9 protein-coding genes are annotated in these 12826 nt (G+C 62.2%); 6 read left to right on the top strand and 3 right to left on the bottom strand.

The genetic code is table 11. The features are described 5' to 3' along the window. Window positions 1-128: 128 nt before the first annotated feature. Complete coding sequence (locus tag CO670_RS13690; RefSeq protein ID WP_097590731.1) at window positions 129-1532, top strand: MATE family efflux transporter; 1404 nt, start codon at window positions 129-131, stop codon at window positions 1530-1532. A 15-nt stretch (window positions 1533-1547) separates the two neighbouring features. On the opposite strand, the gene CO670_RS13685 is transcribed toward CO670_RS13690, so the two are convergent. Further along, on the bottom strand, window positions 1548-1868 hold the full coding sequence (locus CO670_RS13685) for an antibiotic biosynthesis monooxygenase (RefSeq protein WP_097590730.1): 321 nt from the start codon (window positions 1866-1868) through the stop codon (window positions 1548-1550). Window positions 1869-2037: 169 nt separating this feature from the next. Between CO670_RS13685 and CO670_RS13680 the strand changes: the two genes are divergently transcribed. Further along, a complete protein-coding gene (locus CO670_RS13680) occupies window positions 2038-3744 on the top strand; it encodes an adenylate/guanylate cyclase domain-containing protein (protein ID WP_097590729.1) in 1707 nt (568 codons plus the stop codon). A 278-nt stretch (window positions 3745-4022) separates the two neighbouring features. On the opposite strand, the gene carA is transcribed toward CO670_RS13680, so the two are convergent. Then, window positions 4023-5228, bottom strand: a complete 1206-nt coding sequence (gene carA / locus CO670_RS13675) for a glutamine-hydrolyzing carbamoyl-phosphate synthase small subunit (protein ID WP_088673730.1) — start codon at window positions 5226-5228, stop codon at window positions 4023-4025. A gap of 270 nt (window positions 5229-5498) precedes the next feature. On the opposite strand from carA, the gene CO670_RS13670 reads away from it, so the two are divergent. Then, on the top strand, window positions 5499-5951 hold the full coding sequence (locus tag CO670_RS13670; RefSeq protein ID WP_097590728.1) for a GatB/YqeY domain-containing protein: 453 nt from the start codon (window positions 5499-5501) through the stop codon (window positions 5949-5951). Between the two features lies 1 nt (window position 5952). On the opposite strand, the gene CO670_RS13665 is transcribed toward CO670_RS13670, so the two are convergent. Then, on the bottom strand, window positions 5953-6840 hold the full coding sequence (locus tag CO670_RS13665; protein ID WP_097590727.1) for a hypothetical protein: 888 nt from the start codon (window positions 6838-6840) through the stop codon (window positions 5953-5955). A 667-nt stretch (window positions 6841-7507) separates the two neighbouring features. Here CO670_RS13665 and dnaG point away from each other — a divergent pair. From dnaG to CO670_RS13645, 3 genes are all read left to right on the top strand, one after another. After that, on the top strand, window positions 7508-9508 hold the full coding sequence (gene dnaG, locus CO670_RS13655; protein WP_097590726.1) for a DNA primase: 2001 nt from the start codon (window positions 7508-7510) through the stop codon (window positions 9506-9508). After that, window positions 9508-11373, top strand: coding sequence for a DNA helicase RecQ (gene recQ / locus CO670_RS13650; RefSeq protein ID WP_097590725.1), 1866 nt, complete (start codon window positions 9508-9510; stop codon window positions 11371-11373). The genes dnaG and recQ overlap by 1 nt, the downstream gene beginning before the upstream one ends. Window positions 11374-11468: 95 nt before the next feature. Further along, window positions 11469-12656: a glycine C-acetyltransferase gene (locus tag CO670_RS13645; RefSeq protein WP_097590724.1), complete on the top strand. Its 1188-nt coding sequence runs from the start codon at window positions 11469-11471 to the stop codon at window positions 12654-12656. Window positions 12657-12826 lie beyond the last annotated feature (170 nt).

Raw genomic sequence — 12826 nt, 5'->3', positions numbered from 1 at the left:
TGTGATGATGAATTTTTCATCATTTGCCTGTTTTAGGGTAGTTCTTTGCGGGTCTTTCCTCTAAGCCCGAATGATATTTTCGCCGCAGATTGCGCGGCGACGTAGATTCCAACCACAGGACTGGTGTCATGGACACGCCGATCGACGCGCGCAGGCTTGCGCCGACAACCGATAATCGCTGGAGCGCACATTTCCGTGCCACGCTGGCGCTCGGCATTCCGCTGATCGGCGCGCAGCTTGCCCAACTCGGCATACACACCACCGACGTGATGATCGTCGGCCGTCTCGGCGCCGAGCAGTTGGCGGCCATGGTGCTGTCGGCTCAATTCCTGTTCACGATCCTGATCTTCGGTTCGGGCTTTGCCATCGCCGTCATTCCGATGGTGGCGCAGGCCTATGGCCGCGGCGACGTCGTCTCGGTGCGCCGGTCGCTGCGCATGGGTCTGTGGGTGGTGATCGGGTTCTGGATCATCGTGCAGCCGGCCTTTTTCAATGCGGAACAGATCTTACTGTTTGCGCAGCAGAAGCCGGAGGTGGCCAGGCTCGCCCACGGCTATATCATGATCGGTCAGTTCGGCGTGCTGCCGGCCCTGCTTTTCAACGTCATGCGGGCGCTGGTCAGCGCCATCGGCAAGGCGGGCATCATCCTCAACGTCACCATCGTGACGCTGGTGATGAACGCGATCTTTGCCTACGCCCTGGTGCTCGGCCATTTCGGCTTTCCGGCGATGGGACTGGAGGGCGCGGCCATCGTGTCGGTCGTGGTGCAGGCGGCCGGTTTCCTCTTCATTCTCGCTTTCGTCCAGAAGCGGGAGGAGACGCGCCGTTACGAGATTTTCGTGCGGTTTTGGAAGCCCGACTGGCATGCGCTGCTCGAGGTCATCCGGCTCGGTTTCCCGATCAGCGTCACCGTGCTTGCCGAGGTCAGTCTGTTCACGGTGGCCTCGCTCTTGATGGGCTATATCGGCACCATCGAGCTCGCTGCCCACGGCATCGCCCTGCAATGGGCCTCGATCGCCTTCATGATTCCGCTCGGTCTCAGCCAGGCGGCGACGGTGCGCGTCGGCGTCGCGCATGGGCAGGGCGATCATGTTGGGCTGGTGCGGGCTTCGATCATGGTGGTCATCCTCGCCTGCGTCATCTCGGCGGTTGGCTCTGTGCTGTTCGCGACCATGCCGCAATTTCTCGGCAGCTGGTTCTTCGATGTCAATTCGCCCGAGGCCTCTGAGGTGCTTGCCTATGCCGGGCCGCTGATCGTGGTTGCCGGGCTTTTCCAGCTCGTCGACGGGCTGCAGGTGATCGCCAACGGTTTGCTGCGCGGCCTGAAAGATGCGCGCGTGCCGATGATCATGGCGCTGATCGCCTATTGGCCGATCGGCTTCTTCCTCGCCTGGGCCTTTGCCTTCCCGCTCGGCTTCGGCGGCATCGGCATCTGGTTCGGCTTCCTCGTCGGGCTAGCGGCGGCTGCGGTCATGCTCTGCGCACGCTTCTACCTTCTGCTTCGCCGGGAAGGCGCCATGGCCGGCTCCTGAGCCGGCCTTCCGGCCTTAGGCGGCGACAGGCTTGTAGCTGGCGATATCGGCGCGAATGCCGAGACGGGCAAACATCTCCTGGGGATCGAAATTGGCGGCCTTGTGGGCGGCCGCGACGGCTGCCCGCGCGCGCTCGACGACCTCGGTGTTTTCCCATTCGGCGATGGTGACGAAATTGAATTCGCCAGGACCGGCGACCTGCTCTAGCACCCTGTGATCGATGAACCCGTCCTGCGCCTCCAGCAGCTTGTGGGTCATCATCACCTTGACGAGAAATTCCTCCCGCGCCGCCGCCGGCACGACGAACTTGTCGACACGATAGAAAGCTCCGCTCATCCATTCTCTCCTGCATCATCTGTCTGCGGGGCGTTTGTAATTCCTCAAGTATGGTTGAGGTCAATATGGAAGTATCAGTGCCGGGAATCGGATGCTGCCTCTTACCACTTGTTGACTCACCCGCGGTTGAACAATAACTTGCTAATTTGGTCGTTGGGCTTGTCCTCACATGACGGATCAATCTCTTCAGCGTCGCCTTGCCGCCATCGTCGTTGCCGATGTGGTGGGATATTCACGCCTGATGGAGGCAGATGAAGTCGCGACGCTGGCGAACCTAAGGGAACTTCGTTCTGGCGTTATCGAGCCGGCTGTGATGCGTCACAACGGTCGCATCTTCAAGGTCGTGGGCGACGGCTTCCTGATCGAATTCGCTAGCGCGGTGGACGCGGTCGCAGCAGCGTTGGAAATGCAACGGGGCACCACTGCTGTCGAGGCCTCCGGAGACCGGCGCCTGCTTTTGCGTGTCGGCGTCAACCTGGGAGATGTCATTGACGACGGTTCAGACGTCCTCGGTGACGGGGTCAATGTCGCGGCGCGCTTGGAGACACAGGCCGCGCCGGGAGGTATCTGCATTTCAGCCAGCGTTCACGGCGAGATCGTCGGCAAGATCGACGACCGGTTCTTTGACGCAGGCGAACGCTACCTGAAGAACCTGACGCGCCCAGTCCACGTGTGGCATTGGCCGGATGCGCTGCAGAGCATATTGCCGCTGCCCGAATGTCCCTCGATCGCTGTATTGCCGTTCACGAATATGAGTGGGGATGAAGCGGATGCGCCTTTCGTCGACGGCCTGACTGAAGACCTGATCACCGACCTTTCCCGTACGGCTGGCCTGTTCGTCATCGCGCGCAATTCCGTGTACTGCTACAAGGGCAAGCCGGTCGACGTGCGGCTGGTCGCCCAGGAACTCGGCGTTCGCTACGTCCTCGAGGGGAGCGCCAGGCGCGCAATGGGCCGTGTCCGCATCAATGCCCAATTGGTCGATGCGCTTGGAGGCCAGCACGTGTGGGCCGAGAGGTTTGACAGGACGGTGGAAGATGTTTTCGAATTACAAGATGAAGTTAACGCCAAGATTGTTGAAGCCCTCGTCGGCCGGCTGACCATCCCGACGCCGCGCAATCGGCCGACGAATTTTGAGGCGTACGACCTGTGTGTGCGCGCCCGTCTCCTGACGGAAGAGTCGCCGCAAACCGAGCGTGAGGCCTATGTGCTGCTCCAGCGCGCGGTTAAGCTCGAGCCATCATATGCCGAGGCGCTCGGTCTGCTCGCCTATAACCGTTGGCTTGCCTGGACTCATTTCGGCGAGCCCGAAGATCCGAACCGTCGGATGGCGGTGACATCAGCGCAGAAGGCGGTCGACCTCGATCCCAACGATGCCGGCTGCCGTTACGTTCTGGGAACCATTTTGGCTTATGAGCGGCGATGGGAGGAATCGGAGGCCGCCTTCGCCAAGGCCCTGGAGCTGGACCCCAACCACGCCGACACCTGGGCCGCCATGTCGGACGTGTCCGTGCTGGACGGCAGGATTGCCGACGGACTGGCACAGATCGAAAAAGCCCTGCGGCTCAATCCCCATCCACCCTGCTGGTATCTTTGTCATCTTGGGCAGGCGCAATATGCCGCGCGCGACTATGAGGCGGCGAAAGCCACCCTTCGCAGGGAAGACACCTATCGTACCAACTCGCGCAAATTCCTGGCTGCTACGCTTGCGCAGTTGGGCCACCGCGAGGAGGCGCGGCGAGAAGCAGAATTGTTTCTGATCGCCCACCCTCATTTCACCATCGGCCATTGGCTCAGCTCCCAGCCGCTGCGCGATGCAGCTGTACGAGACCACTTTGTCGACGGCTTCCGAAAGGCCGGCCTGCCGGAGTTGTGACAGCGGATGAGGCCAATCCCGACACGTTCACGGACTTGATCAACGGACATGCGCTGCGCGAGAACGGCGGTCTGGATCTCAGTGCCGATCTTCTTCAGACGCGCCACAAAACGCGTTGACCAGCTCGAGTCTCGCATGACTTTTCCGCTAACGAAAAAAGACCGCTTCGGCAGATAGCGGTCCTTCCTCTCATTGCTGCCTTCAAGATTCAAGAGATTCCGCATCACGTTGGTGGCTGGCGGTTCAGCAGGCCTTTGCGAAATCGGCAGTTCTTCAAATCAGCGTTCGGCGAGCGCCGGTTCGCCCTTCTTCTCGCGCACCATGTTGATGAAGCGGCGGAAGAGATAGTGGCTGTCCTGCGGGCCGGGGGAGGCTTCCGGATGGTGCTGGACGGAGAAGACCTGCTTGCCGAGGACGCGCAGGCCGCAATTGGTGCCGTCGAAAAGCGAAATGTGAGTCTCTTCAACGCCGTCGGGCAGCGACTTCGAGTCGACCGCGAAGCCGTGGTTCATCGAGACGATCTCGACCTTGCCGGTCGTGTGATCCTTGACCGGATGGTTGGCGCCGTGATGACCCTGATGCATCTTCTCGGTCTTCGCGCCGAGGGCCAGCCCCAGCATCTGATGGCCGAGGCAGATGCCGAAGACCGGGATATCGGTCTTGATCAGCGTCTTGATGACGGGCACGGCATATTCGCCGGTTGCGGCCGGATCGCCCGGGCCGTTCGACAGGAAGATGCCGTCCGGCTTCATGGCGAGCACGTCTTCGGCGCTTGTCGAGGCAGGCACCACGGTCACCTTGCAGTCAAGGCCGGCAAACAGGCGCAGGATGTTGCGCTTGACGCCGTAATCGAGGCAGACGACGTGGTATTTCGCATCCGCCGCGCCGAGTTCGCCATAACCTTCGTTCCAGATCCACGGCGTCTGGGTCCATTGCGAGGACTGGCCCGAGGTCGCGATCTTGGCGAGGTCGAGACCTTCGAGGCCGCTCCAGGCCTTGGCTTCGGCCTTCAGCGCCTCGATGTCGAAAACGCCGTTCGGATCGTGGGCGATCACTGCGTTCGGAGCGCCGTTCTCGCGGATCCAGGCGGTCAGCGCGCGGGTGTCGATGCCGCAGAGGCCGATGATGCCGCGCGCCTTCAGCCATTGGTCGAGATGCTTGGCGGCGCGGTAGTTCGAGGGGTCGGTGATATCGGCCTTGAAGATGACGCCGACGGCGCCGTGGCGGGCGGCGGGCGTCAGGTCCTCGACATCTTCGTCATTGGTGCCGATGTTGCCGATATGCGGAAAGGTGAAGGTGACGATCTGGCCGAGATAGGAGGGGTCGGTCAGGATTTCCTCGTAGCCGGTCAGCGCCGTGTTGAAGACCACTTCGGCCTGGACCTTGCCGGTGGCGCCGATGCCCTTGCCTTCGATCACCGTGCCGTCGGCGAGGACGAGCAGGGCGGTCGGCTTTTCGATTGTCCAGGGTGCAGTCGCGGTCATCTTCATCCCGTTTCCGGCGGCCGATGCGCGTTGCCGCGCTCGCTGCCATTTGATCTCGCAGGCGTATGGACACGGCAATGCCGCGCGCTTCAGGCCTGATCACGAATTTTGGTGCAGGTGGCGGTAGATAGCCATGCAATTGCCTACGGTCAATCTTTGTAGCCGAGATTATGGCCGTTTTCCTGCGCTTTATCGCGCCGATCGCGCAATTTATTTGATCCGCCGCATCAGCGTGGTTTATGAAGCGGCATCAAAAAAGGAGAAAAGATCATGCTGCGCGATCAACTCGCCACCCAGCTGAAAGAGGCGATGAAGGCCAAGGATTCCGAGCGGCTTTCCACCGTCCGGCTGATTCAGGCCGCGATCAAGGACCGCGATATCGCCAATCGCGGCACCGGCAAGGAGCAGGCGAGCGAGGACGAGATTCTGCAGATCCTCGCCAAGATGGTGAAGCAGCGCGACGAATCGGCCAAGATCTACGACGAGAACTCGCGCCCCGAGCTTGCCGCCAAGGAGCGCGCCGAAATCACCGTCATCCAGGATTTCATGCCGAAGCAGCTTTCCGACAGCGAAGTGCGCGCCAATATCTCGGCTGTTATCGCCGAGACGGGCTCTTCCGGCGTCAAGGACATGGGCAAGGTGATGGCGGCGCTCAAGGAGCGTTATGCCGGCCAGATGGATTTCGCCAAGGCATCGGCGACCGTCAAGGAACTGTTGAACTGATTTAGACCACGCGTCTTGCCTGCGGTTCGATCAGGACCGCAGGCCCGAGCACCGCTTCGGCGGCGGCATCGATGATGGCGAATTTCGCCGCCTGATAATTCCAATATTCCAGGATGAAGGGGCCGGACAGCCAGAAGTCGCCCTTGCGGGAGGGCTCGGTCCAGCCGACGCTTCCCATGTTCGATGCCTGCGTCAGAAGCCGCTTCAGGTGGGTGTTCGATATCATGAACTGCTCGCGCAGCTCCCGGAGCGACAGCGGGCCGACCACGACGCGATCGGCTGCCCTGGGGAATTCCGGAAGACGCGAGATCAGGTAATCCATCACCAGCCCGCCGGAATTCGCCCAATTGAAGAGGTTGAAGGTCGGGCCTGGGCTGCGCACCGCCTGGCTGCCGATGATCGCTTTTGCGATCCGCGGCTGGATCGCCGCCATCATCGCCGATGGATCGGCGATGACCTTCCCGGCGCGTTCGCCGCCGTCGAGGCTGTCGAGGATCATCATGTGAGCGACGAGCCATCGGGTGAAATGCTCTTCGGCGGTCTCCGTGGGCTCCAGGTAGCGCGTGCGCTTGTCGGGGCCGGGGACCGGGCGCAGGAAACGGTAGGCCAGCATTTCCTGCATGAAGGCTGCTGCCGTGTTGCGGCTGGCAATGTCGTTTCTGACCGAAAAATCGATGAAGCGGCCGGAATAAAGGCCGTTCTTGCCATCGCCGGGATAGCCGTAATGAAGGGCAAAGCCCGCATGGGCCATCAGCCAGCGTTGCTGCGCGGCGAAAATCGAGGCGATGCGCGGGCTCTCGCGATAGATCGAGAGCATCTGATTGGCGCAATGCAGGATCGCGGCGAGAAAGCGATCGTCTGCTGCGAGATTTTCCGCAGTGAAGGCCATTTGGAGGGGTCCAGGATGTCGGCGCATACATCTTTCATGCCGACGCCGCCTGTCAACGGTTTTGTCAATAATCGGTTAATTTCAAAGGGAAATTGTATCAGGGGAAGCCAGAATTTAAGAAGGCAGGAGCTGGGGGCGCTCCTGCCTTCTTGCTCTTTGCTTCCGCCGGCAACGCAGGGCCGAGGCCCAAGCCGGAGGGTATTTGCAAAGGCACCCTTGCGAAGCGGCGCCGGGGGTAGGGATGGTGCTTCGCTCGGGGATCGCTTTGTTGAGATGAACCTATTGCGGGGAGGCGGCTTGTTCAAATTACAAAAAAATAATGATTGCCAAAAACGGCGGTTCGGGAGGCGTCGAGATGAGCGATCCGCGGCTGACCGGAAGAGAATGCCGGCGAATTGGCGAAATTGATAAGCCGCTGTTTTAAAACGTTTTAATTCTGCCTTTCGGGAGCTCGTGCCTCTCGATGGAATATGCGCCGCAACCGAAATTCCGGTCTCCGAGGACAATAATGTCGCACCCATGTCGCAGGGGCGATAACGCGTTGTTGATCGGAAAACCGACGCTGCCGGGCATCGGTGCACTTGCCTGTGAATAGCGGGTTTTCCTCACAAGTTTCGTGGCATGGCGCGTCAAAGCAGCTTATATGGAGCTTGGCCAAGAGGTACTGATGCGCTTTTCCAACACCTTTCTCGATGAGATTCGCGACCGCGTTCCGATTTCGAACGTGATTGCGCGCCGCGTCAGCTGGGACAAGCGCAAAACCAACGTCTCGCGCGGCGATTATTGGGCCTGCTGCCCGTTCCACGGCGAGAAATCGCCGAGCTTTCATTGCGAGGACCGCAAGGGCCGCTATCACTGCTTCGGCTGCGGCGTCACCGGCGATCATTTCCGTTTCCTGACCGAACTGGAAGGCCTGAGCTTTCCTGAAGCCGTGCAGCAGATCGCCGACATGGCCGGCGTGCCGATGCCGCTTGCCGATCCTGTCATGGAAAGGCGCGAGAAGGAGCGCGGCTCGCTGATCGACGTCATGGAAATGGCGACGGCCTTCTTCCAAGACCAGCTGCAGACGGCCAATGGCGCCAAGGCGCGCGCCTATCTGCGCGATCGCGGGCTGACGGGGCGCACCATCGAGACCTTCCGCCTCGGCTATGCGCCCGACAGCCGCAACGCGCTCAAGGAATTCCTCGCCGGCAAGGGCGTCACCAAGGAGCAGATCGAAGCCTGCGGGCTGGTCGTTCATGAAAACGTACCCGTCTCCTACGACCGCTTCCGCGACCGCATCATGTTCCCGATCCTCTCGTCGCGGGAAAAGGTGATCGCCTTCGGCGGCCGCGCCATGTCATCGGATGCGCCGGCGAAATATCTGAACTCCAACGAGACCGAGCTCTTCCACAAGGGCAATGTTCTTTACAATTTCGCCCGCGCCCGACGCGCCATCCAGGGACCGGGCCGCGGCGATCCCCAGGACGACAATGCGTCCGGTACCATCATTGCCGTCGAAGGTTATATGGACGTGATCGCGCTCCATCAGGCGGGCGTCGAGAACGCCGTTGCGCCGCTCGGCACGGCGCTTACCGAAAACCAGCTCGAGCTGCTCTGGAAGATGGTGCCGCAGCCGGTGCTCTGCTTCGATGGCGACGGCGCCGGTATCCGCGCCGCCAATCGCGCCGCCGAACTGGCGCTGCCGCATCTGAAGCCCGGCCGCTCCGTCCGCTTCGCGCTTCTGCCCGACGGCAAGGACCCGGATGATCTGGTGCGCGATGAGGGCCGAGCGCCCTTCGACAAGGTGATGAGCCAGGCAAAGCCGCTTTCGGAGATGCTGTGGAGCCGGGAGATCAACACCGGCAAGTTCGACACCCCGGAGGCACGCGCCGAGCTCGAGGCGCGGCTGAAGCAGCTTGTGGCCGTCATCGCCGACGAGAATGTGCGCCGTCATTACCAGCAGGATATCCGCGACCGGCTGAACGCCTTCTTCCAGCCGCAGTTCCAGAACCGCAACAATGGCGAGCGGCGCGGTTTCAGCGGCAATTCCCGGGCGGGCCGCGACAATGCCGGCAAGGCAGGGCCGAAAAGCCCGAGCCTGATTTCCGACCGGCTGGCCCGCTCAGGCCCCGTGCGTGGCCATCGGGACAATACGGCGCTGCGCGAAAGCGTGCTGGCGCTCACCATCGTCAATCATCCCTCGCTGATGATCGACGATTATGACGAGATCGCCGCCATCGAATATGACAGCCGCGAGCTGCAACGGTTGTGGTCGGCGGTGCTTGGGGCAGCGGCTGCCGTTGCCGGGCCGCATCTGACGCGCGACTATCTGACCGAACGGCTGGAATTCGAAGGCTTCGGTCCGCTGATCAAGAGTCTCGACCAGCAGGTGCGCAATGCGAGGCTCTGGACGGCGACCGAGGAGGCGGCGATGGAGGATGCGCGTGAGGGCTATCGTCAGGCGCTCGCCTTCCACAAACGGGCAAAGGCGCTGCGCCGGCAGAAGATGGAACTCGAACGCGAGATTGCGCTGGCGACCGAAGCCGGCGACGGCGAGGCGATCGTTCAGCTGATACGGGCACAGCAGGAAGTGCATCTGGAAGGCGTGCGCCTTGAGAACCAGGAGGCGATCATCGACGGCTTCGGCGTGCTTTCCGGCCGCGTCAAAGGGGCGGCGAACCACTGATGCCGCTCAGCGAACGCAATGATGCGGGCTTTTCCGCTTCCGACGCGCTGTTTTCGGCCGGCCGCGCGCCGCTCGATGTCTTAAAGCAGGTCTACGGCTATTCCTCCTTCCGCGGCAAGCAGCAGCAGGTGGTCGAGCATGTCGTTGCCGGCGGCGATGCGGTGGTGCTCTTTCCCACAGGTGCCGGCAAATCGCTCTGCTTCCAGATCCCGGCGCTCTGCCGCGACGGCGTCGGCATCGTGGTTTCGCCGTTGATTGCGCTGATGCGCGATCAGGTGGAGGCGATGAAGCAGCTCGGCATCCGCGCCGCCGCGCTCAATTCGTCGCTGTCGCGCGAGGAGTTCGTCGAGGTCCGCCGCGCGCTTTCGGCGGGCAAGCTCGATCTTCTCTATGTCACGCCCGAGCGCATCCTGACCGATGGTTTCCGCGAGCTGATCGCCAATGAGAAGATCGCGCTGTTCGCGATCGACGAGGCCCATTGCGTCTCGCAATGGGGCCATGATTTCCGGCCGGAATATCGCGAGCTCGGCCGGCTCGGCGAGCAATATCCCGGCGTGCCCAGAATAGCGCTGACGGCGACGGCCGATCCGCATACGCGCGACGACATCATCGAACGGCTGGGGCTCGACGATGCCGAGATCTTCACCACCAGCTTTGACCGGCCGAACATCGCCTATGAGATCGTCGAGCGCGACCAGCCGCGCCAGCAGCTTCTGCGCTTCCTCTCCGGCCACAAGGGCAATAGCGGCATCGTCTATTGCCTGTCGCGCGCCAAGGTCGAGGATACGGCCGACTGGCTGAACGGGCAGGGGGTTCGTGCTCTGCCCTATCATGCCGGCATGGACCGGGCGCTTCGCGATGCCAATCAGGATGCCTTCCTGAAGGAGGAAAACCTCTGCCTGGTCGCTACCGTCGCCTTCGGCATGGGCATCGACAAGCCGAACGTGCGTTATGTCGCCCATCTCGACCTGCCGGGCTCGGTGGAAGCCTATTATCAGGAGACCGGACGCGCCGGCCGCGACGGCCTGCCGTCGGAGGTCTGGATGGCCTATGGCATGGCCGACGTCATCCAGCGCCGCCGGATGATCGACGAGGGCAACGCCGCTGACGAGATCAAGCTGGTCGAGCGCGCCAAGCTCAACGCCTTGCTGGCGATTTGCGAGACCGCCTCCTGCCGCAGGCAGGCGATCCTTGCCCATTTCGGCGAGGCGCATGCCGGCCAATGCGGCAATTGCGACACCTGCCTGAAACCGGTCGAGACCTGGGAGGGAACGGAAGCGGCGATCAAGGCGCTGGCCGCCGTCTACCGCACCGGCGAACGCTTCGGCGCCGGCCATGTCATCGACGTGCTCGTCGGCAACGTCAACGAGAAGACCGAGCGTTTCGGCCATGTCGACATGCCTGTCTTCGGTGCGGGCAAGGATATTCCGGCGCGAACATGGCAATCGGTCTATCGCCAGCTGCTCGCCATGGGGCTGATCCGCATCGATCACGAAGCCTACGGTGCGCTGAAGCTGGAGCCGGAGGCGCGCGCCGTCTTCAAGCATGAGCGGCAGGTGTTCTTCCGCAAGGACCGTCCGGCCTCGGAGCGGCGGACGAAGAAGGCGGAGCGCAGCGAACGCAAATCCGGCCTCTCTGGCGCAGATAACACTCTCTTCGAGGCGCTGCGGGCCGAGCGCATGGCGATCGCGAAATCGCTCGGCGTACCGCCCTATGTCGTCTTCCCCGATACGACGCTCATCGCCTTTGCGACGGAGCGGCCGCGCAGCCGCAAGGAGCTGCTCGCCATCTCAGGCGTCGGCCAGGCGAAGCTCGAGCGTTACGGCGATGCCTTTCTGGAGATCATCCTGGCACAAGACGGTTGAGCGCGTCGGCCGCCCTCCGTCGAGCGCTGAAAGAAGACAAGCCTGCGGCGATATGCTAACCCGGACGCTATAAAAAACATCAGGAAGGGCCGCCCATGACCTCGCCATTTCTCTCCCATCTCCGCGCCGAGATTTCGGCGCTGAAGGATGCCGGCCTCTATAAGTCCGAACGGGTCATCAGCTCCAAGCAGGCGGGTGAAATCGCGATTTCGAGCGGCGAGCGGGTGCTGAATTTCTGCGCCAACAACTATCTCGGCCTCGCCGACAACGAGGAATTGGCCGAGGCCGGCAAGAAGGCGCTCGACCGCTACGGCTACGGCATGGCTTCGGTGCGCTTCATCTGCGGCACGCAGGAAGAGCACAAGCAGCTCGAAGCGCGTATTTCCTCCTTCCTCGGCATGGAGGACACGATCCTCTATTCCTCCTGCTTCGACGCCAATGGCGGCCTTTTCGAAACGCTGCTCTCGGAGGAGGACGCGATCATCTCGGATGCGCTGAACCACGCATCGATCATCGACGGCGTCAGGCTTTCGAAGGCCAAGCGCTTCCGCTACGCCAACAATGACATGGCCGCCCTCGAAGAGGAGCTGAAGAAGGCCGAAGGCAGCCGTTTCAAGCTGATCGCCACCGACGGCGTCTTCTCGATGGACGGCATCATCGCCAATCTGCAGGGCGTGTGCGATCTCGCCGAGAAATACGGCGCCATGGTGATGGTCGACGACAGCCATGCGGTCGGCTTCGTGGGCAGGAACGGCCGCGGTTCGCCGGAATATTGCGGCGTCGAAGGCCGGATCGACATCATTACCGGCACGCTCGGCAAGGCGCTCGGCGGCGCTGCGGGCGGTTATACCTCGGCGAAAGCCGAGATCGTCGAATGGCTGCGGCAGCGCTCGCGGCCTTATCTCTTCTCGAACACGCTGGCGCCCGTCATTGCCGCCGCCTCTCTCAAAGTGTTCGATCTGATCGAGAACGGCGACGCCTTGCGCAAGCGCCTTTCCGACAATGCCGATCTCTTCCGCCGCGAGATGACCAGGCTCGGCTTCACGCTCGCCGGCGAAGGCCATCCGATCATCCCTGTTATGCTCGGCGACGCCAAGCTGGCCCAGGACATGGCGGGGCTGATGCTGAAGAAGGGCATCTATGTGATCGGCTTCTCCTTCCCCGTCGTGCCGAAGGGGCAGGCCCGTATCCGCACGCAGATGTCGGCGGCGCATTCCGGTGCGGATGTGGAGCGGGCGATTGCGGCCTTTGCGGAGGCTGGGCGGGAGCTGGGTGTGATTTGATCGCAGCTTGCTCCCTCTTCTCCCCAGCGGGGAGAAGGTGGCCCGAAGGGTCGGATGAGGGGGCGGAGCGAAGCGACGTTTCGTGCGTTGAGCGAGAAACAATATCGGATTTGATGACCTGCCGTGCCGCCCCCTCATCCGCCCTAACGGGCACCTTCTCCCCGCTGGGG

Origin of the sequence: Rhizobium sp. J15 (assembly GCF_002531825.1) — a bacterium.
Lineage (GTDB): Bacteria > Pseudomonadota > Alphaproteobacteria > Rhizobiales > Rhizobiaceae > Rhizobium.
This window is presented reverse-complemented; position numbering and strand designations above follow the sequence as displayed.

What these genes read in the sequence shown, in the direction of transcription:
- CO670_RS13690 (WP_097590731.1), top strand. Translation starts at nt 129, where the DNA reads ATGGACACGCCGATCGACGCGCGCAGGCTTGCGCCGACAACCGATAAT.
- CO670_RS13685 (WP_097590730.1), bottom strand. Translation starts at nt 1,868, where the DNA reads ATGAGCGGAGCTTTCTATCGTGTCGACAAGTTCGTCGTGCCGGCGGCG.
- CO670_RS13680 (WP_097590729.1), top strand. Translation starts at nt 2,038, where the DNA reads ATGACGGATCAATCTCTTCAGCGTCGCCTTGCCGCCATCGTCGTTGCC.
- carA (WP_088673730.1), bottom strand. Translation starts at nt 5,228, where the DNA reads ATGACCGCGACTGCACCCTGGACAATCGAAAAGCCGACCGCCCTGCTC.
- CO670_RS13670 (WP_097590728.1), top strand. Translation starts at nt 5,499, where the DNA reads ATGCTGCGCGATCAACTCGCCACCCAGCTGAAAGAGGCGATGAAGGCC.
- CO670_RS13665 (WP_097590727.1), bottom strand. Translation starts at nt 6,840, where the DNA reads ATGGCCTTCACTGCGGAAAATCTCGCAGCAGACGATCGCTTTCTCGCC.
- dnaG (WP_097590726.1), top strand. Translation starts at nt 7,508, where the DNA reads ATGCGCTTTTCCAACACCTTTCTCGATGAGATTCGCGACCGCGTTCCG.
- recQ (WP_097590725.1), top strand. Translation starts at nt 9,508, where the DNA reads ATGCCGCTCAGCGAACGCAATGATGCGGGCTTTTCCGCTTCCGACGCG.
- CO670_RS13645 (WP_097590724.1), top strand. Translation starts at nt 11,469, where the DNA reads ATGACCTCGCCATTTCTCTCCCATCTCCGCGCCGAGATTTCGGCGCTG.